The following is a 23,124-nucleotide window of genomic DNA, read 5'->3' as shown; positions in this document are numbered from 1 at the left end:
TTGCCCCTCATTATGGTAAAGTTTTTACAATCTCTTTGACAAAGCTCAAGAAATCCTGGCGTACACGTTCTGTTGTCTCGATAACTTCATCATGTGACAACGGTTGATCAAGAATTCCTGCAGCCATATTCGAGATGCAAGAAATACCTAGTACCTGAATTCCCATATGGCTGGCAACAATTACTTCAGGGACCGTTGACATTCCTACTGCATCGCCGCCTAAAGTGCGCAGCATTCTTATTTCAGCTCCTGTTTCATATGTAGGTCCCGTATTTCCTACATACACTCCTTGCTGGATAGATAGATCAAGCGTATCGGCGCACTGTTTGGCATGTTTTAACAATTCCTTATTGTAAGCCTGGGACATATCTGGAAAACGAGGTCCTAGCTCCTCTTCATTAGGGCCGATCAACGGATTTGTCCCCATATTATTAATATGATCGTTTATGAGCATCAAGTTTCCTGGTTGGAAATTCTCATTGATACCGCCAGCAGCATTTGTAACAAATAATCTGCTAATTCCAAGTTTTTTCATTACACGAACCGGAAATGTGACCTGCTCCATACTGTATCCTTCATAAAAGTGAAAGCGCCCCTGCATCGCGATAACCTGCTTTCCTTCCAGCTGGCCGGCAACCAGTTGTCCTTTATGACCTGAGACAGTCGATTCCGGAAAATGGGGAATATCCTTATAAGAAATGGCCACCGGGTTTTCTATTTCATCTGCCAGTACCCCCAGTCCTGAACCGAGAATCAATCCAATCTCCGGCTCTGCTTGTAGTTTTGACTGAATAAATGCTGCTGATTCTTGAATTTGCTTACTATTCATTCTTTGTATCCCCCTATTTTGTAATATCTTTTAGAAAGCTTTTGCCGTTTGACGGCATTTTAATATTAAAGTTATCTGCAATCGTTGCTCCTATGTCAGCAAATGTTTCTCTTAATTCTAATTGACTGCCTTGATCAATGTCTTGGTGGTAAGCAAGCAGCGGAACGAATTCCCTTGTATGGTCTGTACCGTGATGGACAGGATCGTTTCCATGATCAGCTGTTATAATCAGTAAATCATCTTTCTTTAACTTTTCCAGGACTTCTGGCAAACGCCTGTCATAGCTCTCCAATGCTTGTCCATAACCTTGCGGATCACGGCGATGGCCATACTTAGCATCAAAATCGACTAAATTCAAAAAGCTCAAACCGTGAAAATCTTTATCCATTGATTCAGACAGCTTCGTCATGCCATCATCATTATCAATTGTCCGGACTGCTTCGGTGACCCCTTCCCCATCATAAATATCCGAAATCTTACCAAGCGCGATTACATCGTATCCGCTGTCTTTCATTTCATTCATCACTGTTCTGCCAAAAGGCTTCAGCGCATAGTCATGGCGGTTGGAGGTTCGTTCAAATGCACCCGGCTTCCCAACAAATGGACGGGCAATTACTCGGCCGACCATGTATTTTTCATCTAAAGTCAGTTCACGTGCTATCTCACAAATACGGTACTGCTCCTCAATAGGAATAATTTCCTCATGTGCAGCTATTTGTAAGACAGAATCTGCTGAAGTATAAACAATTAAGGAACCGGTATTCATATGTTCCTCACCAAGTTCTTTAATGATTTCTGTCCCAGATGCTGGCTTGTTACCAATGATTTTTCTGCCTGTTTCCACTTCTAACTGGTTCAGTAATTCTTCTGGAAAACCATCTGGAAAGGTTTGAAACGGCTGCTGGATATTTAAGCCCATGATTTCCCAATGGCCAGTCATCGTGTCTTTTCCATTTGACGCTTCCTGCATTTTTGTATAGTGCGCTTTCGGTTTATTAGATTTCTCTATACCTTTAATTTCTCTAATATTACTTAGCCCTAATGCTCCCATATGAGGCATATGAAGACCGTTCATATGTTCTGCGATATGGCCTAAGGTATCTGCCCCTTTGTCATTAAACTTCTCTGCATCCGGGGCTTCTCCGATACCGACTGAATCCATTACTATTAAAAAAACTCTGTTAAATTCCTTCACAGCAATCCCTCCTAATATTGTTACTTTCCCTAAAGCGAAACGAATTATGCCCGAATCATCACGTTGTAGGATGTCAGACCTCTTCTTGCGAAAAAATTCCCCTCCGGTCAAGCTCGCGGATGATAAGCTTTATATATATCTTTCAATCTTGCTTTTGTCACATGGGTATATACTTGAGTTGTCGAAATATCCGCATGTCCAAGCATTTCTTGTACAGCCCTGAGATCAGCGCCATTTTCCAGTAAGTGTGTTGCAAAGGAATGCCGTAGTGTATGGGGAGTAATCTCCTTTTTTATGCCCGCTTCTTTAGCAATCGCTTTCAACACTTTCCAAAATCCCTGCCTCGTCAACTGGCTGCCGTGATGATTTAGAAACAATGCATCTGTATTCTTACGGTTAAGCAAAGCTCCGCGGGCGTTTTCTATATAATTCTCGACTGTATCTTTGGCAACATTCCCCAATGGCACAATTCTTTCCTTTGAGCCTTTTCCAAAACAACGGACAAAACCCATGGTTAAGTGGAGGTCGCTCACCTTCAGTGAAATTAACTCGGTAACCCGTAATCCTGTAGCATACAACATTTCAAGCATTGCTTTATTCCTTATTGATAAAGCATTTGTTTCAGGGATATTCAGCAGGACTTCTACTTCGTCTGAGGACAAAACCTTTGGCAGTTTCCGTTCTTTCTTTGGTGTTTCAATATGTAAACTTGCATCTTTGGTAATACCGCATTCTCTGACAAGAAACTGATGGAACAATCTTACGGAAGAAAGCGCGCGTGCCAAAGTGGCCGACGATTTACCACTATCCTTCAGCTCGTATAGGTATTGCATAATATGTGTCCGATCCACTATCTCCCATGTTTCAACTTGAAGGTTGTCCGTAAGAAACAAATGGTAATGCTTCAAATCCCTCCGGTAAGACTGGAGGGTATTATCAGATAACCCGCGTTCCACCGTTAAGTAATGGAAAAAGTCATTTAGTTCGTCCTTCATGGTAGGTTCTACTCCCCTAGTCTAAAAAATATCGACAACCGCTCTATCCATTCTTGCTCGTCATTTTTAAATACTTTTACAGCCCTGCCCTCTGGCGGATCATACCTATGGTAATCCTGGTATTCTGCGTGCATAGCTCTCAAACCAAAGTAAAACAACAGCGTACATACTGTAAAAATGACGAAAATCTTCAAAGCATCTCTTATTAATGAAATTGCAGGCTTCATAGACATATCTCCTCAATAGAATGAAAAGTTTTCTACTAATAAAGATATGCCAAAAAATCATTAAAATATACTTCAAGTTTAGATTAACAGATTATCATAACCATTGAAAGTTTTTTATAAACAAGAGTCCCTTTAAGAAGTTTGTACTTTTTGGGCAGCGTCAAGCTGGCATTTCTGACAGACTCCATGAAATGTCAGTCGATGATCTTTTACTTTAAAACCCCAGTCATTTTGGACAATTTTCTCTACATCCTCTAGTAAATCTTCTTCTATTTCTTCTACAGACCCACATTCCATACAGACGAGGTGGTGATGAAAATGCGCTGCTCCCTCTTTTCTTAAATCATATCGAGAAACACCATCACCGAAATTTATCTTATCAACAATTTTCAATTCTGATAACAATTCTAATGTACGATAAACAGTTGCCAAACCAATTTCCGGCGCTTTTTCTTTGACTAACAGATAAACATCTTCAGCACTTAAATGGTCTTCTTCCCGCTCCAATAGGACACGGACAGTTGCCTCTCGTTGAGGAGTCAATTTATAACTCTGCGCATGGAGCAGCTTTTTTATGCGGTCAATTCGATGTTCCAAGTCCCATCCCTCCCTCATAATACCAATTTCATTATAAGCAGACATGGAACCAGTGTCAAATTATAATAATTATAAACAGTTATTTATAATTATTATAATGAGATATTAATTATTTATAAATCCAATCAATAACTAACTTCATCGCCGGTTTGGAAATGAAGGACTCAATGACAGCTGCAGCTGATACAAACAGCATGATAACCATAAAACACAAGTTATACTTGACAAACGGCTGCAATATCGGCTGCTGTAGCTTTCTTGTGAAAATTTTTCGCAAAAGTGTCAATGAAAAAATCATCGCTAAACTCCCCGCAATTAAATAAGCTGGTATGATCAGCAAATTTTGTGGAGCAATCGAAGCTGTTGCGAACAAAAGTCCCTTCCAGCCCATTTGGTTTACGAAAAATCCGACAGAAAAGCCGACAACCAATCCTTTAACAAATAACATCACCCATATGATTGGCAGGCCAATAACAGACAATCCAAGAATAAAAAGCAAAAGCAGATACTTTAGATGGTAAAAAATACTCGCTTTTAATACTTCATTACTGGATGCGATTGACCCTTCCATCATCTGCCCGAAAAAACGGTCGAGATAAAAAAACAAATCCTCTTTCTGAATGAAATTCATGCTGTTTACAATAATAGCCCCAAAGATTATACCGATCAAGAAGAGAACTACCATAAAAAAGTAGATAACAGCATGATCCTTCATATGGCTTGCAATCAGACTACGGTTTTTATACATGCGAATCCCCCATCATCTAGTTAGAAGTATTGGTTATACTTCAAATCTATGAGAGGGTTTTATTAATTAGACCAACAATAGGAACGTTTAAGGCAGGGAAATACGGCCATATTTTCCACCACCGCCAGGCACGGCTGGTAGTTTCCCTTTACGCATTAATAGGATAGCATTCGCCAGTTTTTTAGAAACTACTTGCTCTAACTCTTTCCTTGTAGCCCGATGTAAAATATCCATTTCTGTGCCAAAAGCATCCAGGAGTCTCTGTAATGTTTTAGGACCAAGGGTGGGCAAATATTCTAAAGGTACTTGATGGACATATGGCGGCCTGGCAACTTGCTTATTGTTATCTTTAAGTTCATTTATTCGTTCCTTTACGCCTTTGATCCATTTCCTATTCCCGCAGGAGCTACAGCGATTATCTGCTTGGGCAGGATTCAAGCATTCTGAACAAACGGTGTTATGATACTTCCCCAGCAGTGGGTTCATCCCAAAATTGGCTGTGAACCCCCTTCCATCTATTCTGTGCAGCGCCCAATTCAACTCCCTGAAGGAGGGGTTCTCCATCGCTATTTGTTGATATTCCCTGCCGATTTTAGCAAGGGAATGGGCATCTGAATTAGTGAGAAACGTATAATTGTGCAGCTCGCTGATTTGATCTGCCATCATGGTATCGGCACTTAAACCCAGTTCTATCCCATCTATCAGATCAGGGTCAAGCACTTCTTGTAAGGACCTGGTTACTCCTTTTCCATAAAGGCTCTTAAAGGGCGTAAACACATGCGCTGGAATAAACAAGCCTTCTAACTCTTTTACTTTATATTGCAAATCCTTGCCTGAACCATAGTATCGCTGAGAGCTTAAATGAATATTCGTCATCTTGTCCTGGAGCCAATGTGTGAACTGCTTCATTTTTGATAAAGACGGGAAAAAACACAGCACATGAATCGGCCCCTGGCAATACTGATCGTACACCTCTATTTCCGAGCCGAGGATTAATGTCGTTTTTTCGTACTGTATTCCACCCTGTGTCAGCTCTTTTGCTCCGAAATCAGCAATTAATTCTTCTATCTCTGCTTGCACTGCGGGAACGTGGCTGTCAATGACTCCTACCATATCAATACCTTTATTTCTGCTAGCTTCTACTAGAATATTCGATAAAGTAAGTGTTCGAGCCCCAGTTATTTTGACTGGCTGGTTGTACATATCTCTGCCGATATGAATGTGCAAATCAGCAAAAAAACGGTTCAATGCCACGTTAGTTCAATCCCTGCAGTTTTAAATATAAAATAGCATAAGCGGTTTTTGCATCATGGATACGCTGTTCTTTCACCAATTGTTCTGCTTCTTCCAGCGACAATTCCATTATCTCCACAAACTCATCTTCATCCCCGTCGACTAGCTCCTGTAGGGGTACTATATCCTTCGTTACATACAAGTGAATAATTTCGTCGGCAAAGCCCGGAGAAGTATAGAACGAAGTCAAGAAAGTAAGATTATCCGTTGTATAACCAGTTTCTTCTTCCAGTTCCCTTTTGGCCGTTACCTCCGGTACTTCACCTGGTTCCAGCTTACCTGCCGGTATTTCAATTAGACTTTTTTCAAGCGGCTTCCTATATTGCTTGACAAATACTATTTTATTTTCTTTAGTAACCGGAATAATTGCCACTGCTCCAGGGTGTTTAATAATTTCCCGCTTTGACCTCTTTCCATCGGGAAGTTCGACTTCATCCACCTGTAAGTTGACTACCTTTCCTTCGAATATATGTTTTGAGGTAATTGTCCGTTCTTCAAACTTACTCATTTAAACTCCTCCTGCTTATTTAACTGATAAAGCATAAATATTTTAACATACCTATCCTGTACGAATCTTCTTATTTGTAATCCTTGATTCTCGTTCATTAAAATAGAATCAAACTGTCAGGAGGATGATTATTATGAACAAACGCCAAATTGGCACTTCCGAGTTATATGTATCGGAGTTAGGGCTGGGCTGCATGTCCTTAGGAACGAATGAGGAGAAGGCTAAAAACATTATCGATCGCGCACTTGACGCAGGTATTAATTATTTGGACACAGCTGACCTGTATGACTTTGGAGCTAATGAAGAAATTGTCGGCAAGGCATTGAAAGGAAAAAGAGATCAGGTTATCCTGGCCACAAAAGTTGGTAATCATTTTAATAAGCAAACCGGAGAGTGGTTCTGGGATCCTTCGAAATCCTACATAAAGGAAGAAGTAAAAGATAGCCTGCGCAGGCTGGGTACAGATTATATTGATTTATACCAGCTGCACGGCGGCACAATTGATGACCCAATAGAGGAAACCATCGAAGCATTTGAGGAACTAAAAACAGAAGGGTTGATTCGCTGCTATGGAATCTCCTCCATCAGACCGAATGTAATCAAGGAATATATTAAACGGTCCAATATTGTCAGTGTCATGATGCAATACAGCCTGTTAGACAGACGGCCGGAAGAAGAAATGCTCGATCTATTACATGAAAATAATATTAGCGTACTTGCCCGTGGGCCTATGGCGAAAGGAATGCTAAGCGACCAGGCAGAAACCAAAGTGAAACAGAAGGGCGATCAAGGCTACCTCAATTACTCAAAAGAAGAATTGGAAAGAATCGGCGGGCAGTTAAAATTATACACAGGTGATACGAGAAGCAGAACAGCTTTGGCTTTACAATATGTACTCCAACACCCCGCCCTTGCATCCGCCGTGTTTGGCGCCAGTTCCGTCGAGCAGCTGGTAGAAAACTTGCATGTTTCACATGCTGCTCCATTGACAGCTGAAGATTATAAGGAACTGCAGAAAATTACTAAACCAGTTATTTATGAGAAACATCGGTAAAAATAAACACCCTTTTGCTTTAAACTTGTAGAGAACCCCGGTTTTCTACAAGTTTATTAAATCTCCAAAGAAAAAGGGACTGTCGAGGTTTGCTCGACAGCCCGATCCCCACAGACCAATATAGAAAATGCGCACTAGCTGCTGCTATTTGAACTTTTTCCAATCCATATTACTTTCCTGAAGGAGCTCTTCAAAGCTTTTATTTGCTTCCCTTTGCTTTCTCGCCTCTATTTTCTTTTGTCTTTCTAATTCTTGTTTTTGCTGTTGCTCATTTTTCAACTGGTGTTTCTTTGAAGTTAATTGAGTTAATAATTCTGCATCCAATCGATCCTTCAGTGAACTTCCATCATCCTTATTTTTTCTCGAGCTGCTCATGGTACATCTCCTTTTAACAGGTCGTTTGGTGAAATAAATCCATTTAAAATTCCTTGAGGGCTTGATAACCGAAAAGTATGGTTCCTAAAGTCCAAGGTCATCTCCTTTTCAAAAAAGGCCGCTTGCTGCGGATGGATAACAACATCCATGTGTTTATTGTGGACTTTTACATAATCCGGCCACGTGTCAGCTGAAAGACGGAGGGTTGGAACACCATTTACTCCACAGCAGCCTTCTGTATCATAAAAGAGCTGTAAATAGTATTCCTTTTCAGTCATTAATTCATATATCTTTTGCAAAGCTGTGTCTGTTATCGCTAGATGCAAAGGAAAACCTCCTACTTTATAATGCTTTCTTACCTGAATAAATTATGAAGTGTTACTTCTTACTAAATTGCTTCTTCATTATACTTTCAAACCATCCAGGAAACAGCTGATAAAGCCGACTGCCTGTATCCATCCATAACGGTAAGTTGATTTCCCTCTTTCTTTTAAACATGTGCTTGACTACTGTTCTTGCCACATTATCCGCGTCAAGCATATACCTCTCAACAGACCGTTGATAATTGCCGGAAGGATCCGCCCTATCAAAAAAACCGGTCCTGATTGGTCCTGGATTCACGGTCGTTACCAATATTCCTTTGCCTGCCAATTCCATCCGTAATGCATTGGAAAAACCGATAACAGCATGTTTGCTCGCGCTGTAGCCCGATGATTTAGGCGTCGCTATTTTTCCGGCCTGAGAGGCTATATTGATGATATGGCCTTTATTATTATCAAGAAAATGAGGAAGCAGTTGATAAACCGTTTTTACCAAGGCATAAACGTTCAGTTGGAACATGTTATCAAAGTCTTCCCAACTGGCTTCATGGACATAATCAAAAACGCCGATGCCTGCATTATTGACAAGCCCTTCAATTGGCTGATTATCTTTAATAATTATACCTAAAATGTCCTCCCATTGCTCTAAGTCGGTTAAATCAGCAGGATAGGCTGGCGGTTTTATTGAAAAATGATGAGAGATTTCCTTCGATAATCTTTCGATTTTATCCTTTGAACGCGCCACCAATATCGGCGTGCCCCCCTGTTTGGCAATATGCCAGGCGATACTTGCGCCCAACCCGCCAGATGCGCCGGTGACTAAAATTTTCTTTCCCTTCAATTTTTCCATATATATCACTCAATTCTTGCCCGGATTTCCCATACTCCATTTTGATTACTCATTACAATTTTATTATGTTCCTGTAAAAAATCAAGCTGACCGATTGTTTCGGACATGGTTAAGCCGAATTCCTTATCTATATGCCTTGGGAATAAATGTTCACACACTTGAAAAACCGTCTTTTCCTTTTTACCGTGGAGAATCTCTTTTACTTTTTCAGCCCGCTGCTTCTGTTTTTCCAACCGGCTAGCAATCAAGTCAGGCACCTCCTGAAAGATTGGCCCATGACCAGGATACACGTTATGTATTTCCAAATCTAAACATTTCAACAAGGCGTCCCGGTACTGCAGAAGCGGTTTTGGACGCTCTTCTCCGGGATTTATCGGGGGTTCCAGTAATGGATTAGAAGAAATATGCGCAAGCAAATGATCTCCACCAATAAAAGCACCATCTAATTTTCGATAAAAAGACAAATGACTCTGAGCATGACCTGGTGTTTCTATGACGGTAAACTCCTCATGCCCTGGCAACCCATCTCCTTCCAACAGCTTACCGGTTAGCGCTCCTGCTCCTGCAAAACGAAGAGGCTCCCGCAAGCCTTTTAAAAACTTTTTATAGGATTCAGGAACGCCCGATCTTTCATATAAATCTGCAAAAAACTGTTCATATCGCTGAAAGTAGCTTTCATCTCTTTTTAACCAGACATCGTTTAGCGGATGCCCATATACCGCCTTCAGTCTAGGGAATTCTTCAATCAGGCCATTATGATCCGGATGGTGATGGGTCAATATGACTTGCTCTATATCATTTGGATAGTAGCCAATTTCTTTTAAACCAGCTTTTAAAGCTTGCCATGCTTCCTTCGTTTTTACACCAGCATCTATCAGGGAAAGTGTTTCGCCTTCCAATAAATAAATATGTGCATCACCTACCGCAAATGGAGTAGGAACAGTCAGCTGTTTAATTGCTGTGACAGTCATTTTTATACCTCCTCAAATAATGAATGGTTATTCATTATTTCTATTGTACTCCTTCCTCCCGGGAAAGTCATGTTTTATTCCACTTGTCCTGGTTTGGATGTGTGAATGTTTAAATATAATCTGCCCAAAACAAAGCACCCTTTCCTCCTGCTGAGGAAAGGGTGCTTTGTTTATTATTTTTTCAGTAAGGATTCGATAGCTTCGCTCACTAACGTTGGAAGATACTCAAAACTGTATATTAACTCTAACCGTTCCGTCCATTGATGAGGATCTTTTCCTAAAGGCCCTACATTAAGTATCGGCATTGTAATTTGTTCCATTACATCTTCCGGAAGCTCAAATCCTTTATTTTGAAGCGGCATATTTCTTGTCAATGGTTTCATACTGCTGTCCGATGAAACTGGACCAATATAACTTAAATCAGAAAGTCCTGGAAAGTATTCAATATCTTGCAATGATAATCCAAACTGTTGCCCTGCATACTTTTTCACCCTTGCAGCAGCATCTGCTATATACTGATCGTGATGGGAAGATACAGATGGATAAAAAGGCGGGCTGTAAAATAATACGATCATTGGCGCTAAGTCTTTACATAAAGCTGCCAGTTCTTGTACTAATAATGTAGAAAAATCGCGGTCTCCGGTATCCCGTTTCTTCATTAATAAATTCTGTCTGCGCTCAACTTCTTCTTTTCCAAATTGGTCCACAGCCATATTGTATAATTCATCGTACATATAAACATTTACGTGGAATTCCGGCTTAACAAAGTCGGAAGATAACCGGGAAAATTGATCAACTTTTTCGTCATAATGCTGCTCGATTGCTGTAGCCGCTTTTTCAGCTGCCTGAAATAATTTTCGGTTAATCGAATCGATCGATTGCTTAAGATAATGGACATTATACATGGAAACTGCAGATACCGGTGTTTGAACAGAGTATTCTTCCTTCAAATCACGCTGCATTAAACTGACTGGCGGCGGAGTGATTTCTTCGCCGACCTTTTCTACGAAAGATTCACTTAGCTCCAATTCTTTCGATAGAAAACTAATCATTAAATTTGCATTCAATCCGGCAAAAGGTTCTCCCACGTGCGTTTCTTTCCCATAGCATAAAAATCCAGGCAGTACTTTCCCTATTGATCCAGTATATAGATAATGATTTTTATCTCCTGGATATTTGCTGAACATTGGCTCACCGTTGAGGCAAGCGCGAAACGTCAGATTAAACTGTTTTTTAATCTTTTCTAGAACTGGAAGTGCGGTAAGCATTCCCAAAGAATTAACTTCTTCATCTGGTACAGTCAAAAGCAGGATATTCCCATTAAACTCACCTTCCATCGCCTTTTCCAGCATGGAAAGATGAACAGCAAGACCTGATTTCATATCCATTGCTCCCCTACCAAAGAGCCACTCTCCATCAGAATCAAGATCCTTACGAACCAATTCAGGGAGTTCCTGCTGACGTTTATGCATTTCTGCAGTTAATTCACGAGGATGGAAGGCAAGATTTTTTAAAGATCCATAGTCCTCTATACCGACTACATCAAAATGGCTGAGCAGGATGACCGTATCCTCTTCCTCCCCTTGTTTGACGAGTGAGGTTAATAACTGTCGACCGTCTTTTAACGGGTGAAGACTAATATAATCAGGATGTTGCTTATAGTATTCTTTCTTTTTCAATAGGAAATATAAGTATTCAGCGAGCGCCAGCTCATCTTCACTGCCACTGATACTGGGATACCTGACCAGCGAGCAAAGTAAATCTGTCAGCTGGTCCTTCGTCTGCCATTCTTGCATGATTCAATCCTCCCTTGTAAATTGACTTTTCTAACAAAATAACACACAATTTAACCATACTTTCGATGAAGAGGTGGAATCTTTGAAAACGCTCGTCTACGCTCACCGAGGTGCTAGTAAACTAGCCCCGGAAAATACAATGCCAGCCTTTCAGCTTGCCTACGAGATGGGAGCGGAAGGCATTGAAACAGATGTACAATTATCTAAAGACGGAATACCTGTTTTAATCCACGATGAAACAGTCCGCCGCACTACTAATGCCATTGGCTTTGTACAAGATTATACATATGAACAGCTGCAAAATCTAGATGCCGGGTCCTGGTTTTCGGAAAAGTTTGAAAATACGCCGATTATTTCACTGGAAGAATTTCTGGCTTGGGCTGAAGGAAAAAATATAGATTTGAATATTGAATTAAAAAACAACGTCATTGATTATTCAGACTTGGAGAAGAAGGTCTATCAGCTATTAATAAAATATAAGCTCGCACGGCGGACGACCATTTCCAGTTTTAATCCTGCCAGCATCGAACGCTTCAAGCACATCGATAGAAAAATAGCCACCGCTCTGTTAACATCACAGAGAATAAAAGGCTTGGTAGATTATGCCGCTGGACTTGGTGCGCATGCTTTACACATCAAACATCGATTGCTAAACAGCGCCATCGTCGAACAATGCTTCGAAAAAGATATGGCGTTACGTGTTTATACGATCAACCGTGTCAGCCTAATGAAGAAGTGCTATCAACTTAAAGCTGATGCTATCTTCACTGACGTGCCCGATATTGCAATCGATCAACGCCAATTATTTACCGGAGGAAATCACTCTTACTAAAACAATCTGGAGGTAACGGAACATGTCAGCAAAGCTGTTTACACCAATAACGTTTAGAAATGTCACTTTAAAAAACAGGATAGTCATGTCCCCTATGTGTATGTATTCTTGTGAGCCTGAGGATGGGACCATTCAGCCTTTTCACATTGCCCACTATGAGTCAAGGGCAGCTGGACAGGCCGGTTTAGTCATGGTAGAAGCAACCGCCGTCCAACCAGAAGGAAGAATTTCCTCCAAGGATCTCGGTATCTGGAGTGATGAACAAGTAGAAGGCTTGAAAACGATCAGTTCCAGGGTCCATGCGCATGGAGCAAAAAGCAGTATTCAGCTTGCCCACGCCGGCAGAAAAGCGGAAGATGAAGCAAAAATATACAGCGCTAGTGCCCTTGCCTTTAATGAAAGGTACCGGAAACCGATCGAGATGACTGCAGAAGACATCGCTGAAACAATAGAAGCGTTCAAACTAGGCGCTCGAAGAGCAAAACAGGCTGGCTTTGACATTATTGAACTTCACGGTGCCCATGGCTATTTGATTAATCAATTTTTATCGCCTTTAACGAATAAAAGAACAGATCAATATGGCGGAGCTAAAGAAAATAGGTATCGCTTGCTTTCTGAAATTATTAGAGCAGTCCAGACAGAATGGGATGGCCCGATTTTTGTGCGGATTTCGGCTGAGGAATATGCCGAAGGCGGGAACACTTTAGAAGACTTCGTCTATTTTGCAAGCCAAATGAAGCTGCAGGGAATTGACCTGATTGACTGCAGTTCCGGTGGTGTGGTGCCAGCAGGAATTTCCGCATACCCAGGTTATCAGGTTCCCCAAAGTGAAGCTATCAAACACAAGGCAGGAATAGCTACTGGTGCTGTCGGACTAATTACTAATGGCATTCAAGCTGAAGAAATACTGCAAAATCAACGAGCAGATTTAATTTTTCTTGCGAGAGCCTTGTTAAGAAACCCGTATTGGGCCAAGTCAGCAGCAGACGAGTTAGGCTGTCAGCTAGAAGCACCAAAACAGTACCAACGCGGCTGGATGTAGATTAGGAGGTTCGATATGGACTTACTGTTTTTAGGGACGGGAGCAGGCTTGCCGTCTAAAGAAAGAAATGTCTCTTCTATTGCATTGCAAATGCTGCAGGAACAGCAAACCATTTGGTTATTTGACTGCGGGGAAGCTACCCAGCATCAAATCCTGCACACAACGATCAAACCGAGGAAAATCGAAAAAATTTTTATCACCCACCTGCACGGAGACCATATTTATGGTCTCCCTGGATTACTAAGCAGCCGTTCCTTTCAAAGCGGGGAGCTGCCCGTCACTATTTACGGCCCGGCAGGATTAAAAGAATATATTGAAACAAGTCTGCGAGTAAGCAAAACAAGTCTCTCTTATCCTTTACTTATTGAAGAAGTCACAGAAGGTTTAATTTTTGAAAATGAACATACGCAAGCTTACGCCAAAAAATTAGATCACGGCATTGACAGTTTTGGCTACCGTATCGTCGAAAAAACACGACAAGGAGAGCTGCAGCCGGAAAAACTCAAAGAGGCAGGGATATTACCTGGACCTATCTACAAGCAAATCAAAGAAAATAGTACGGTGACCTTAGACAATGGAAAAGTCATCAAACGTACGGACTTTATGGGCCCTGATAAGCCAGGAAGAGTGGTAACTATCCTCGGTGATTCCCGTTATATGCCGCAGCTCAGTGAATTCACCGCAGATTCTGACGTCCTGATTCATGAAGCTACTTTTGACGGAGAAGATCAACAATTGGCATATGATTACTACCACTCCACTACCCGCCAAGCTGCATCCCTGGCAAAACAGGCTGGAGTTAAGAAATTAATAATGACCCATATCTCCTCCCGTTATCAAGGGGAACAACAGCAAAAATTACTCGACCAGGCAAGAGAAATATTTCCAAACACTGAATTGGCACATGATTTTTGCCAAATAGAAATACCATCAAAATAGGCTCCCCGGGGACAGGAGCCTATCAGCTTGTAGTGAAACCTCTGGTTTTTCTGCAAGCTTTTATTATTATTAATTTTCTTTCGGGGGAGATATTATCGCACGCATTCCGCGTACGAAGGCATACTCCTTGGGAAATTCATCCAAAAACTGAAAAAGACCTCTTCCATCTGGCTTTATGGCGCCAATGCCATCTGTAAAATATATCATTCATCATGCTTTTTAAAATCGTTCAGAAAATCTTTCTGGAAACTGGTGCGCGGTTGGTCATCCTCTTCATTAGCTCCCAGCTTCATGAATGGATTTTTGCCGTATTTTTCTGTCAGCTTATCAATAGTCTGGTAAAGCTTCTCTTTGCCCGCTTCCTTTTCATATGTGAATAAATCCAATTGTTTAGCAACATCTTTTTTTTCTGCAACATCCTGGACAGTTACCCCAAGCAGACGGACTGGCTGCTGATTCCAATGTTTGTCGAACAAATCGAGGCTAACTGCCAGAATATCTTCTTCATTTTCCATATAATCCGATAATTTCCTGCTTCTCGTGATGGTTTTATGGTCATGGTATTTTATCATGATTTGTATTCCCCGGCCTACTGCTTGCTTTCTCCGCATCCGCCGGACGACGTTTCTCGTCAAGTGCACAAAGAGTTTTCGGATTTCCAATTCATCGGTCGTATCATGCGGAAGCGTTTCAGAGCTTCCGATACTTTTAAACTCATGGACAGCATCAGGATCGACCGGGCTTGTATCCAATCCCTTGGCACGGTTCTGTAGGCGTTCTCCGTTAATCCCCAGAACACGTTTCAATTGATAGGTATCTGTATCAACTAAGTCCTTAATAGTATGGATGTTTAATTTATTAAGTTTATCTGCCGTTTTTTCTCCTATCCCATACATTTCCTTCACGGCCAGCGGCCAAAGCTTATCAGCCAAATCCCGCTTCCGTAAAACGGTAATGCCCATAGGCTTCTTCATATCTGAAGCCATCTTTGCCAAAAACTTGTTAGGTGCTATTCCAATACTGCATGGCAAATCCAATTCTTCTTTAATCCTATTTTGTATATTTTCAGCGATTTCCAATGGAGAGCCTAACTGCTCACAGTCTGTAATATCCATATAGCCTTCATCAATCGAAACAGGCTGAATAAATGAAGTTACATCGGAAAGAATTTTAAACATTTGCCTGGAAGCTGTCCGATATCTATCAAAATTCGGACGCATGACCAATAATTCTGGACAAAGTTTTTTTGCTTCCCATAAGGGCATGGTTGTTTTTACGCCTTTCTTTCTCGCTTCATAACTGCTGGTCACAATAATGCCCTTTCTTTCGCCAGGGTTTCCGGCTATGGCTACCGCTTTTCCTTTCAAATCTGGATTATAGGCCATTTCCACAGAGGCATAAAAGCTATTCATGTCCACATGAAAAATAACACGGCCGTTTTTAGGATACCATTTTGACATAACAAATTCTCCCTTAACAGAACGGTTGTTCTATTTCATTATACCATAAATGGGAAACAACAAAGCATCCAGGCGGACCTAGTTGGATTTCCTCATGATTTTCCTGCAAAATTGAAACCTTCTTTGTTGGCTATTCGTTATTTAATGTCAGGTAGTTAAAAAATGGATGAAGTTTTTGTGGAGATGGTAATAGCAAGTGTGCTTGTTTCTTTCAAAGGAATTTTCAGCTAGGCATCAATATTTAAAAACTATCTATTCCTTTCAACTCTAAAAAATTGATATATTTTTGACAAATTAGTGTATCAGGAGAATAATAGAACTAGCTTTCATAATGGTTAAGGAGGTGAATACAGATGTTTATTGAATTGCTTAACGAAGTACTGAACGAAGCATCACCGTTTTATTTTTATGTTGGCTTTTTCCTAGCTGCATACTGTGCTTTCAGCTTCTCTTTCATGTCTATGCCACTTCGTGCAAAAAGCAAAGAAGCAGTAACAAGGAATTATTATGCAACTCGTTTCCGACTCTTACCTATTGAAACGCGCTTAGGAGAAATAGCTGAAATTCTTGATTGGATAACCGAAAAATCAAAACGCAAAGAAGGACCGGAAGATGATTCAGACAACCATTTCCTCTCGTTTACCAAACAGAACCAAAAACGAGGAGGAGAACAATGGACAAACATTCTGTATTCACATTCTTTAAAAAATATAGCGTTATCATCGTCATTTTACTGATTTTTTTGAGCGGCTGCCAAGGATCTAATCACACAGCTGCATCCGAAGGCTGGTTTGATCATTACTTTGTTGATAGTTTCAGCTTCTTGATTAAAGTATCGGCGAAACAATTAAATGGCAGCTATGGCTGGTCTATTATCTTGATTACCCTATTAATCCGACTCATTTTAATGCCGCTTATGTTAAAGCAGTCGAAAGGCAGTTACGAAATGAAAGAGATAATGGCTGGCCTGAAACCAGAAATGGATGAATTAAAGGAAAAATACAGCGATAAAAGAGATAAAGAGTCACAAGCGAAACTCCAAAAAGAAATGGTACTACTATACCAAAAACACCAATTAAATCCAATGAAGTCAATGGGTTGTTTGCCAATGCTTATTCAATTTCCGATATTGATTGGGTTCTATTATGCCATTAGGAGCACTCCTGAGATAGCATCTCACAGCTTCTTGTGGTTTAACCTGGGCCATCCAGACATAATCATGCCTTTTGTGGCAGCAGCTATTTACTTTTTGCAATTCAAAGTGACGCAATTAGGAATGGAACCCCAGCAAAGAAAACAGATGGCCATTTTGGGATTTTTATCTCCGATCATGATAGGAATCATCTCTTTTAATTCACCAGCAGCACTACCTTTATATTGGGCAGTAGGTGGATTGTTTTTGATACTCCAGACGTTGTTATCCAAATCGCTATATCAGCCCAAAACACAAGGCACACTTTCCCAGCAGGTAAGACCGGCTGATCAGAAATAATTTTCTTATATAAAGCATGCGCTGTACGAATTCATCTGTACAGCGCATGCTTTTTTAAAACAAGGCTATGTTAAAGCTTAATGTTGATATTAGACATAAAATAGGCTCCAGTTTTATGGAAGTGCCCTTTTGCATATTAGGCTTATTAAGCTAACGTACCCGTTTGTTTAAGTACATTCTTTCACAAACATAACCCATAATCTTCACTTGTTACAGGAATGCTGCCCAGTTTGTTTTCACTATAACTAGCACTAAGTATAATCCACCAGAAATCAGTTTTCTCTGTTTTGAAGTTGGAGACGATTTAGAATTGGAAATCCCCATCCTTCATTAACAGGACTTCAGTTCCGCCTTCCTTAATGCCCACTACTTTCATATCTTGGGTACCAAAGGTCACATTGACTAACAAAAGTGAAGTATTCAGACCCGCTGCCTTCAACTCTTCCTCGGATTGATCAATGCCATTTTGAATATTTGAAGGAGATGCATTTCCGATTCCAATATGACAGGATGTATTTTCATCAAACAATGTATTGTAAAAAAGAGTATCTGCGTGAGCAAGAGGAGATTTATTAGAAACCAAGGCAATTTCACCTAGATAATGTGAACCTTCGTCTGTTTCGATGAGATTTTGTAACACTTCCTGTCCCTTTGCGGCATAATAGTCGGTAATCCGTCCATCTTTAAATATTAGATAAAATTCCTCGATGACACTTCCCCCATAGATAAGAGGTTTTGTACCTACCAATTTGCCATTCACCTTATTTTTATGGGGAGCAGTAAATATTTCTTCCGTAGGAATGTTCGGAAAGAAAGGTATTCCATTTTTATCTATGACACCCCCACCGATATAGAGGTGATTTTTAGGTAGACCAACTAATAAATCAGTTCCACGGCTATTTGTAAAATGCAGGGCTTCAAATTGGCTCTCGTTTAGGATTTTTTTTCGAGACTCGAAGGCTCTATTGTGACTCTCCCAATCTTTTATAGGATTTTTCCCATCTGCCCGAGATCCTTTTAAAATTAATTTCCATAATGATTGTAAAGCTTCTTCTATACTTAGGTTGGGAAATACTTTAGTTGCCCATACAACGTATGGGACAGCTAGAAGACACCAGCGTACCTCGTGGGATCTGATTTTCGCATAATAATCCCTCAATTTGGTGCGAGAAGCTTTTTGGAAACGATTTATCCTTTCTGTAGAAACCTCCTTAAAGACATCTAAGTTTTCAGAAATAATATGGATGTAAGCAGCACCTGCATCGTCCCACTCCTTAAAACGGGCAGCCTGCCAATCAGGAAAGTGATCGATGAAACTATCTGCTGCATTTAAGTAAAATTCTTTGGCAGACTGTTCATCTGTCCAATCTATAAATACATTTGAAGCTCCTGCCTCGTAGGCTACCGTTTGGATTAGACGTGCAAACGCAGCATTTTGTATATCACTATGAATAACCAATAATTGATTTTTTTGCAGATTTACACCAGCTCGTACAGCAAGTTCTGCATACTTTTTTAACTGTGCTTCACTTATAAATTCATATATTCCTTTAATAATTTAATATCTCCCTTGTGATGTTCTTGTTTAATTTTACTACTCTTTTAAAACCAAGTGCTTGCGCATTATAACGTAATTGTTCATTATACAGGCCTAATATTCGACTCTCACCCATCCCTCTACTCCCCTTCTATACACTTTTCTCTTGCAGGATGTACTCCTATAAAAACATCGCCGAGATACAGCTGAAAACGCTATAAGAATTCTGACATTTGAATAATTTTTCAAGGTTGGTATAATATGCCTTGGGTTAAAGTAGTTTGATAAATATCTGGAACAACCCTTTCAAGACCCCCTGATTATGAATTCATCATCACATATCTCCCTATCGGAAATCCCCTTTGTTTCGGATGATTTATCACAAGTATGCTTACAACCAATAGCTCACGATATAGACATTATATCAAACAACGCTAACTCAATTATCTTTAAGGAGGAATTTTATGAAAAGTGCAAAAAATTTATTATTCATTTTCCTAATCGGAATGGTGATGCTGTTAACAGCATGTGGCGGGGACGAAACAGAGGAAGAAACAAACGAAGAAAATAAGGAAGCTCAGAACGGAGAAAAGGGAACAATTACAATAGGGATGAATAACTGGGCAGAAAATGTAGCTGTATCGAACATGTGGAAAATCATTTTGGAGGAAAAGGGCTATGATGTAGAATTAACATCTGTCGAAAAGGCTTTTTTGTATGAAGCTCTCTCTGCCGGCGACCTCGATATTGGCATGGAAATCTGGCTTCCCAACACCGACCAAGCTTATTATGATAAATATAAGGAAGAAATTGATTGGCGGGAAAACTGGTATGAGGGAACGGACTTGGCCCTTGTTGTTCCTTCCTACATGGAAGATATCAACAGTATCGAAGATTTGAATAGCCATAATGAGAAATTTGACTCGCAAATTGTTGGTATTGATGCAGGAGCAAGCATTATGTCATTGACAGAAGATGCTATCAACGAATATAATCTTGACTTTGAATTGGCTAGTTCGTCCGAACCAACAATGCTAACGGAGCTGCAGAACAGCATGGAAAATGAACAGCCCTTAGTCGTTACGCTCTGGAAGCCGCATTGGGTTTTTGCCGAAATGGATCTGAAAATACTTGATGACCCTAAAAATGTTTATGGTGACTCAGAAAATATATCATATGCTGCGCGTCTTGGGCTGGAAGAAGATCAGCCGAAAGTCGTTAAATGGTTTGATAATTTCATGCTTGACGATCAGCAGCTAGGCAGCCTAATGGCAGCAATCAACGAGGCAGATTCTGAAGAACAAGGCGCGCAAGCCTGGGTGGATGAGCATCAGGACTTAATTGCAAAATGGACAGAATAATCCTAAAAAGATGACCTGATTTCATTATGAAACCAGGTCACTTTTTATCTTCTATTCCTGAAGCCAATCCCAAGCCCGGGCCAGCCCATCCTTGTCAAACTGCTTAACAGTAATTCCAGGGAGATATCTGCCAATATCAGCAAATGACTTAATCGATTTTTTGTCACTGACAACTGCAAACTTATTAAATTGCTCCCAATGCTTAGCGTCAAACTTCATGCCCTTTACCATTCCCTTCAACGTCGACCCTTCTACATCATGCATAATGGCTAACACGTTAAAGGATCCTCCTTGCGGGAAATATTCCTGTACATGTTTTTCCAAACGCTCTGCATCTTCCTTAACAGCTTCTCCAGTGAACTGCACGGCAATCGTTTTCTCGTCCTGGCTTGGCAGAAATGATAACATGGTGCCACCCCTTTCCTGCATCTGTATTACCCTATTCCCTGAACAGATTTACGGTTAAACTTTCCGGACACCAAACTTCTTCAGGTTTATCCTACGGAAGACTGGCTTGCAACGCTTGACCGCTGGCACTGGTAGCACAATATAATTGTCAGTATGAATAATAAGCTGGCTCCAGCAATCACTATCAACTGAATGGAAACCAAATGGGCCAGCAAACCAAATGCTGCCGTCAATAAAATCACAAGTACCGCTTCTACCAAACCATAGATGCTGCTAAACCGCCCCATCACTTGTACAGGAATGTTATTTTGGATAAAAGTATAAAAACCTGTATTAGCAAATGCTAAGGAAAACGATAGGACAAAAAACCCCAAAGCTGCAATCAAGAAGCTATCTGAAAATGCAAAGCATAAATAGCCAATTGATAAAAACAGAGAACCGGAGCCCATTAGTATAAAAGGATTGGATCTACGGGATATCAAAGTATTAATTACTGATCCTACGATAGTTCCGCCGCCTGCAATACTGACGAGCAAGCCATAACTCTGATTAGTAAGCCTGAGTACATCTTTAGCAAAGGCAGCTTCCAGAGAATCTATTGCCGCTGTCATCACGATGACACAGCTAAACAGGAAATAAATAAGGACAACGTAATGATGGTGCCGGCTGAACTCTTTAACGATCTTCCAATCGGTCCTTACTACGGAAAAGGCAAGCAGCTTTTCGCCAGCCTTTATCCTCCATCCACTTTCCAGGTTTGGCATCAATATTGTAAGCAGGGCGGAACATAAAAATGACAAACCGTTCAGATAAACAGCAGTTGTTGGCGAACTAACCATAAATAATAAACCGGCAACTGCAGGTCCAATTAGAAAAGCACCCGAATCGACCAAGCTGCGCAGCGAATTAAACGTATTTCTATCAGCAGAAGGTATTAATTTAGTAATATAAGACAGCGATGTTGGCTGGAATACGGCGCTAGCCATATTGATTAACAAGACAACACTATATATTACCGATAAAGATGTGCATAATGGCAGCATGCCGACCAGTATTGCCCGAATGATATCCAGCCAAACCATTAAGCTTCGTTTGTTCAGCCGGTCAATAAGACTGCCTGCCCAAATATTCGTAAACAATGCAGCCAGTGGTTTAAGCAGGTACAAAACAGCAACGGCTAACGGTGAACCTGTCATGTCCAAAATGATTAAATTAAAAGCTATTAAATAAATCCAATCCCCAATATTGGATACGCCGATTCCAGCTAGAAGGACAAATGAATATCCAGAGTATTTATTAGTTACCTTCATTCCCATACATTTTCCTCCAATCGATTTAATTACTGCCCGCTTGTATTTTTTGAAATAAAAAATCCCACCCCCAAGACGTTAATCTTGGGGGCGGGATTAAAAACCGCGGTGCCACCCCAGTTTGTCAACATGTCACCATATCGACCTTATCGGGTACGGCTTTTTCAGCTTATACCCTAGCTCTGTAACGGGAGCTCCCGCCACACCATCCCCTATATCCTAGTTCCGGTGTAATGCTCTGAGGCTTGCTTCGATAAATAGCGCTTCCCCCTTTTCAGCTGGCGGGGGTCTCTGAAAAAGCACCCATTTCATCTACTCTTCTCATCATCGCTTACGTATAATTTTACTTATCTTAGCATTCGCCCGCTTACTTGTAAACAATATAAATAACTTTTAATACAACCATTTAATACCATGTATGATTATTCTCTGTAAATATCACGCTAAAAGCGTAACTGAATTCATCGGAAACGGAGTGGGAAAAGTGGATACACATGAATTTGAAAGCGAAATGAACTTTTTTGATCAATCCATATTGGACTATAAAGAAGGAAGCAACCGGTTAGAAAAGCGGCTTCCGGAAATGACGAAAAGTTATTTTGATTTTACTGAATCATGCTTTCAGCCAGGGGCCGTCGATGGGAAACAGAAGCAGCTGATGGCCCTCGGCATTAGCATTTATGCCCAGGACGAGTATTGCATCATGTACCATACGAAAGGTGCCGTAGAACATGGAGCATCAGAAGAAGAAGTAATGGAAACCATTGCTGTCAGTGCAGCCCTTGGCGGCGGGGCAGCCTTCTCACAAGGCGTGACCTTGGCTATGGAAACCTTTGATCATTATCATGACATAAAGCACTAACGGTAACTCCACAAAACCAGGCAGTAATACTGCCTGTTTTCTTTTTGTATTAAGATATTGAGTTAATTTCAAGCAATATTCAACCAGAAACCTCCTGCTGCCGGCTCTACAATGGTACAGGAG

At 40.7% G+C, this 23,124-nt stretch carries 26 protein-coding genes and 1 other annotated feature; of the genes, 8 read left to right on the top strand and 18 right to left on the bottom strand.

Annotated elements, in window-relative coordinates; translation table 11 throughout:
- Positions 1-10: 10 nt before the first annotated feature.
- The 8 genes from BLR93_RS00375 to BLR93_RS00340 all read right to left on the bottom strand — a co-directional run bounded on the left by BLR93_RS00375 (position 11) and on the right by BLR93_RS00340 (position 6,392).
- Positions 11-829 (bottom strand): purine-nucleoside phosphorylase, encoded by an 819-nt coding sequence (locus BLR93_RS00375; protein WP_093210300.1) that lies wholly within the window; start codon positions 827-829, stop codon positions 11-13.
- A 13-nt stretch (positions 830-842) separates the two neighbouring features.
- Positions 843-2,024 carry a phosphopentomutase gene (gene deoB / locus BLR93_RS00370; protein WP_093210299.1) on the bottom strand — a complete coding sequence of 394 codons (1,182 nt, stop codon included), beginning with the start codon at positions 2,022-2,024 and terminating at the stop codon, positions 843-845.
- A 107-nt stretch (positions 2,025-2,131) separates the two neighbouring features.
- A complete protein-coding gene (xerD, locus tag BLR93_RS00365; protein ID WP_093210298.1) occupies positions 2,132-3,019 on the bottom strand; it encodes a site-specific tyrosine recombinase XerD in 888 nt (295 codons plus the stop codon).
- A gap of 8 nt (positions 3,020-3,027) precedes the next feature.
- Entirely contained in the window at positions 3,028-3,246 is a 219-nt protein-coding gene (locus tag BLR93_RS00360) for a YqzK family protein (protein ID WP_093210297.1), read from the bottom strand.
- Between the two features lie 132 nt (positions 3,247-3,378).
- Positions 3,379-3,843: a ferric iron uptake transcriptional regulator gene (fur, locus tag BLR93_RS00355; RefSeq protein ID WP_093210296.1), complete on the bottom strand. Its 465-nt coding sequence runs from the start codon at positions 3,841-3,843 to the stop codon at positions 3,379-3,381.
- A 109-nt stretch (positions 3,844-3,952) separates the two neighbouring features.
- Positions 3,953-4,591 carry a stage II sporulation protein M gene (gene spoIIM, locus BLR93_RS00350; RefSeq protein ID WP_093210295.1) on the bottom strand — a complete coding sequence of 213 codons (639 nt, stop codon included), beginning with the start codon at positions 4,589-4,591 and terminating at the stop codon, positions 3,953-3,955.
- 87 nt (positions 4,592-4,678) lie between these two features.
- Positions 4,679-5,839 carry an endonuclease Q family protein gene (locus BLR93_RS00345; protein ID WP_093212247.1) on the bottom strand — a complete coding sequence of 387 codons (1,161 nt, stop codon included), beginning with the start codon at positions 5,837-5,839 and terminating at the stop codon, positions 4,679-4,681.
- A 7-nt stretch (positions 5,840-5,846) separates the two neighbouring features.
- On the bottom strand, positions 5,847-6,392 hold the full coding sequence (locus BLR93_RS00340; protein ID WP_093210294.1) for an NUDIX hydrolase: 546 nt from the start codon (positions 6,390-6,392) through the stop codon (positions 5,847-5,849).
- Positions 6,393-6,525: 133 nt separating this feature from the next.
- Between BLR93_RS00340 and BLR93_RS00335 the strand changes: the two genes are divergently transcribed.
- Complete coding sequence (locus tag BLR93_RS00335) at positions 6,526-7,446, top strand: aldo/keto reductase (RefSeq protein ID WP_093210293.1); 921 nt, start codon at positions 6,526-6,528, stop codon at positions 7,444-7,446.
- 144 nt (positions 7,447-7,590) lie between these two features.
- On the opposite strand, the gene BLR93_RS00330 is transcribed toward BLR93_RS00335, so the two are convergent.
- The 5 genes from BLR93_RS00330 to BLR93_RS00310 form a co-directional block, all read right to left on the bottom strand.
- On the bottom strand, positions 7,591-7,821 hold the full coding sequence (locus BLR93_RS00330; RefSeq protein ID WP_093210292.1) for a YqkE family protein: 231 nt from the start codon (positions 7,819-7,821) through the stop codon (positions 7,591-7,593).
- Positions 7,818-8,147 (bottom strand): iron-sulfur cluster biosynthesis family protein, encoded by a 330-nt coding sequence (locus BLR93_RS00325; RefSeq protein WP_093210291.1) that lies wholly within the window; start codon positions 8,145-8,147, stop codon positions 7,818-7,820. Before BLR93_RS00325 ends, BLR93_RS00330 begins: the two co-directional genes overlap by 4 nt.
- Before the next feature lie 52 nt (positions 8,148-8,199).
- Positions 8,200-8,991, bottom strand: a complete 792-nt coding sequence (locus BLR93_RS00320; protein WP_093210290.1) for an SDR family NAD(P)-dependent oxidoreductase — start codon at positions 8,989-8,991, stop codon at positions 8,200-8,202.
- 5 nt (positions 8,992-8,996) lie between these two features.
- On the bottom strand, positions 8,997-9,962 hold the full coding sequence (locus BLR93_RS00315) for an MBL fold metallo-hydrolase (RefSeq protein ID WP_093210289.1): 966 nt from the start codon (positions 9,960-9,962) through the stop codon (positions 8,997-8,999).
- A gap of 173 nt (positions 9,963-10,135) precedes the next feature.
- Positions 10,136-11,758 (bottom strand): M20/M25/M40 family metallo-hydrolase, encoded by a 1,623-nt coding sequence (locus tag BLR93_RS00310; protein ID WP_093210288.1) that lies wholly within the window; start codon positions 11,756-11,758, stop codon positions 10,136-10,138.
- Positions 11,759-11,831: 73 nt separating this feature from the next.
- Between BLR93_RS00310 and BLR93_RS00305 the strand changes: the two genes are divergently transcribed.
- From BLR93_RS00305 to rnz, 3 genes are read left to right on the top strand one after another with little or no spacing between them, the layout of a single operon-like run.
- A complete protein-coding gene (locus tag BLR93_RS00305) occupies positions 11,832-12,590 on the top strand; it encodes a glycerophosphodiester phosphodiesterase (RefSeq protein ID WP_342720192.1) in 759 nt (252 codons plus the stop codon).
- A gap of 22 nt (positions 12,591-12,612) precedes the next feature.
- Positions 12,613-13,632 carry an NADPH dehydrogenase NamA gene (gene namA / locus BLR93_RS00300; protein ID WP_093210286.1) on the top strand — a complete coding sequence of 340 codons (1,020 nt, stop codon included), beginning with the start codon at positions 12,613-12,615 and terminating at the stop codon, positions 13,630-13,632.
- Positions 13,633-13,647: 15 nt separating this feature from the next.
- A complete protein-coding gene (gene rnz / locus BLR93_RS00295) occupies positions 13,648-14,571 on the top strand; it encodes a ribonuclease Z (protein ID WP_093210285.1) in 924 nt (307 codons plus the stop codon).
- A gap of 203 nt (positions 14,572-14,774) precedes the next feature.
- On the opposite strand, the gene BLR93_RS00290 is transcribed toward rnz, so the two are convergent.
- Positions 14,775-16,031, bottom strand: coding sequence for a DNA polymerase IV (locus BLR93_RS00290; protein ID WP_093210284.1), 1,257 nt, complete (start codon positions 16,029-16,031; stop codon positions 14,775-14,777).
- 353 nt (positions 16,032-16,384) lie between these two features.
- On the opposite strand from BLR93_RS00290, the gene BLR93_RS00285 reads away from it, so the two are divergent.
- Positions 16,385-16,768 carry a hypothetical protein gene (locus BLR93_RS00285; protein WP_093210283.1) on the top strand — a complete coding sequence of 128 codons (384 nt, stop codon included), beginning with the start codon at positions 16,385-16,387 and terminating at the stop codon, positions 16,766-16,768.
- On the top strand, positions 16,705-17,523 hold the full coding sequence (gene yidC / locus BLR93_RS00280; protein ID WP_093210282.1) for a membrane protein insertase YidC: 819 nt from the start codon (positions 16,705-16,707) through the stop codon (positions 17,521-17,523). The genes BLR93_RS00285 and yidC overlap by 64 nt, the downstream gene beginning before the upstream one ends.
- A 304-nt stretch (positions 17,524-17,827) precedes the next feature.
- On the opposite strand, the gene BLR93_RS00275 is transcribed toward yidC, so the two are convergent.
- Both BLR93_RS00275 and BLR93_RS18330 read right to left on the bottom strand, forming a co-directional pair.
- Positions 17,828-19,057, bottom strand: a complete 1,230-nt coding sequence (locus BLR93_RS00275; protein WP_245690073.1) for an aminopeptidase — start codon at positions 19,055-19,057, stop codon at positions 17,828-17,830.
- Between the two features lie 16 nt (positions 19,058-19,073).
- Positions 19,074-19,196, bottom strand: a complete 123-nt coding sequence (locus BLR93_RS18330; protein WP_281241664.1) for a hypothetical protein — start codon at positions 19,194-19,196, stop codon at positions 19,074-19,076.
- Between the two features lie 328 nt (positions 19,197-19,524).
- Between BLR93_RS18330 and BLR93_RS00270 the strand changes: the two genes are divergently transcribed.
- Positions 19,525-20,421 (top strand): glycine betaine ABC transporter substrate-binding protein, encoded by an 897-nt coding sequence (locus BLR93_RS00270; protein WP_093210280.1) that lies wholly within the window; start codon positions 19,525-19,527, stop codon positions 20,419-20,421.
- A gap of 51 nt (positions 20,422-20,472) precedes the next feature.
- Here the strand turns inward: BLR93_RS00270 and BLR93_RS00265 are convergent, their stop codons facing one another.
- Together BLR93_RS00265 and BLR93_RS00260 are read right to left on the bottom strand one after the other, a co-directional pair.
- Positions 20,473-20,829: a SpoIIAA family protein gene (locus BLR93_RS00265; protein WP_093210279.1), complete on the bottom strand. Its 357-nt coding sequence runs from the start codon at positions 20,827-20,829 to the stop codon at positions 20,473-20,475.
- 86 nt (positions 20,830-20,915) lie between these two features.
- A complete protein-coding gene (locus BLR93_RS00260; RefSeq protein WP_245690023.1) occupies positions 20,916-22,145 on the bottom strand; it encodes an MFS transporter in 1,230 nt (409 codons plus the stop codon).
- A 77-nt stretch (positions 22,146-22,222) separates the two neighbouring features.
- Positions 22,223-22,476 (bottom strand) — a binding site (T-box leader).
- Between the two features lie 147 nt (positions 22,477-22,623).
- Here BLR93_RS00260 and BLR93_RS00255 point away from each other — a divergent pair.
- A complete protein-coding gene (locus BLR93_RS00255) occupies positions 22,624-23,001 on the top strand; it encodes a carboxymuconolactone decarboxylase family protein (RefSeq protein ID WP_342720191.1) in 378 nt (125 codons plus the stop codon).
- The last annotated feature ends 123 nt before the right edge of the window (positions 23,002-23,124 follow it).

The organism is Sediminibacillus albus (genome assembly GCF_900101125.1).
GTDB classification, from domain to species: Bacteria; Bacillota; Bacilli; order Bacillales; family Amphibacillaceae; genus Sediminibacillus; species Sediminibacillus albus.
The sequence above is the reverse complement of the archived record's forward strand: the minus strand, read 5'-3'. Positions and strand labels throughout refer to the sequence as shown.

Bases quoted from the DNA above. Each gene is read 5' to 3' on its own strand.
- BLR93_RS00360 (WP_093210297.1), bottom strand. From the start codon at position 3,246: ATGAAGCCTGCAATTTCATTAATAAGAGATGCTTTGAAGATTTTCGTC.
- yidC (WP_093210282.1), top strand. From the start codon at position 16,705: ATGGACAAACATTCTGTATTCACATTCTTTAAAAAATATAGCGTTATC.
- namA (WP_093210286.1), top strand. From the start codon at position 12,613: ATGTCAGCAAAGCTGTTTACACCAATAACGTTTAGAAATGTCACTTTA.
- BLR93_RS00270 (WP_093210280.1), top strand. From the start codon at position 19,525: ATGAAAAGTGCAAAAAATTTATTATTCATTTTCCTAATCGGAATGGTG.
- BLR93_RS00330 (WP_093210292.1), bottom strand. From the start codon at position 7,821: ATGAGCAGCTCGAGAAAAAATAAGGATGATGGAAGTTCACTGAAGGAT.
- BLR93_RS00260 (WP_245690023.1), bottom strand. From the start codon at position 22,145: ATGGGAATGAAGGTAACTAATAAATACTCTGGATATTCATTTGTCCTT.
- BLR93_RS00265 (WP_093210279.1), bottom strand. From the start codon at position 20,829: ATGTTATCATTTCTGCCAAGCCAGGACGAGAAAACGATTGCCGTGCAG.
- rnz (WP_093210285.1), top strand. From the start codon at position 13,648: ATGGACTTACTGTTTTTAGGGACGGGAGCAGGCTTGCCGTCTAAAGAA.
- BLR93_RS00315 (WP_093210289.1), bottom strand. From the start codon at position 9,962: ATGACTGTCACAGCAATTAAACAGCTGACTGTTCCTACTCCATTTGCG.
- spoIIM (WP_093210295.1), bottom strand. From the start codon at position 4,591: ATGTATAAAAACCGTAGTCTGATTGCAAGCCATATGAAGGATCATGCT.
- BLR93_RS00285 (WP_093210283.1), top strand. From the start codon at position 16,385: ATGTTTATTGAATTGCTTAACGAAGTACTGAACGAAGCATCACCGTTT.
- xerD (WP_093210298.1), bottom strand. From the start codon at position 3,019: ATGAAGGACGAACTAAATGACTTTTTCCATTACTTAACGGTGGAACGC.
- BLR93_RS00310 (WP_093210288.1), bottom strand. From the start codon at position 11,758: ATGCAAGAATGGCAGACGAAGGACCAGCTGACAGATTTACTTTGCTCG.
- BLR93_RS00375 (WP_093210300.1), bottom strand. From the start codon at position 829: ATGAATAGTAAGCAAATTCAAGAATCAGCAGCATTTATTCAGTCAAAA.
- BLR93_RS00290 (WP_093210284.1), bottom strand. From the start codon at position 16,031: ATGTCAAAATGGTATCCTAAAAACGGCCGTGTTATTTTTCATGTGGAC.
- BLR93_RS18330 (WP_281241664.1), bottom strand. From the start codon at position 19,196: ATGGGTGAGAGTCGAATATTAGGCCTGTATAATGAACAATTACGTTAT.
- BLR93_RS00335 (WP_093210293.1), top strand. From the start codon at position 6,526: ATGAACAAACGCCAAATTGGCACTTCCGAGTTATATGTATCGGAGTTA.
- BLR93_RS00340 (WP_093210294.1), bottom strand. From the start codon at position 6,392: ATGAGTAAGTTTGAAGAACGGACAATTACCTCAAAACATATATTCGAA.
- BLR93_RS00320 (WP_093210290.1), bottom strand. From the start codon at position 8,991: ATGGAAAAATTGAAGGGAAAGAAAATTTTAGTCACCGGCGCATCTGGC.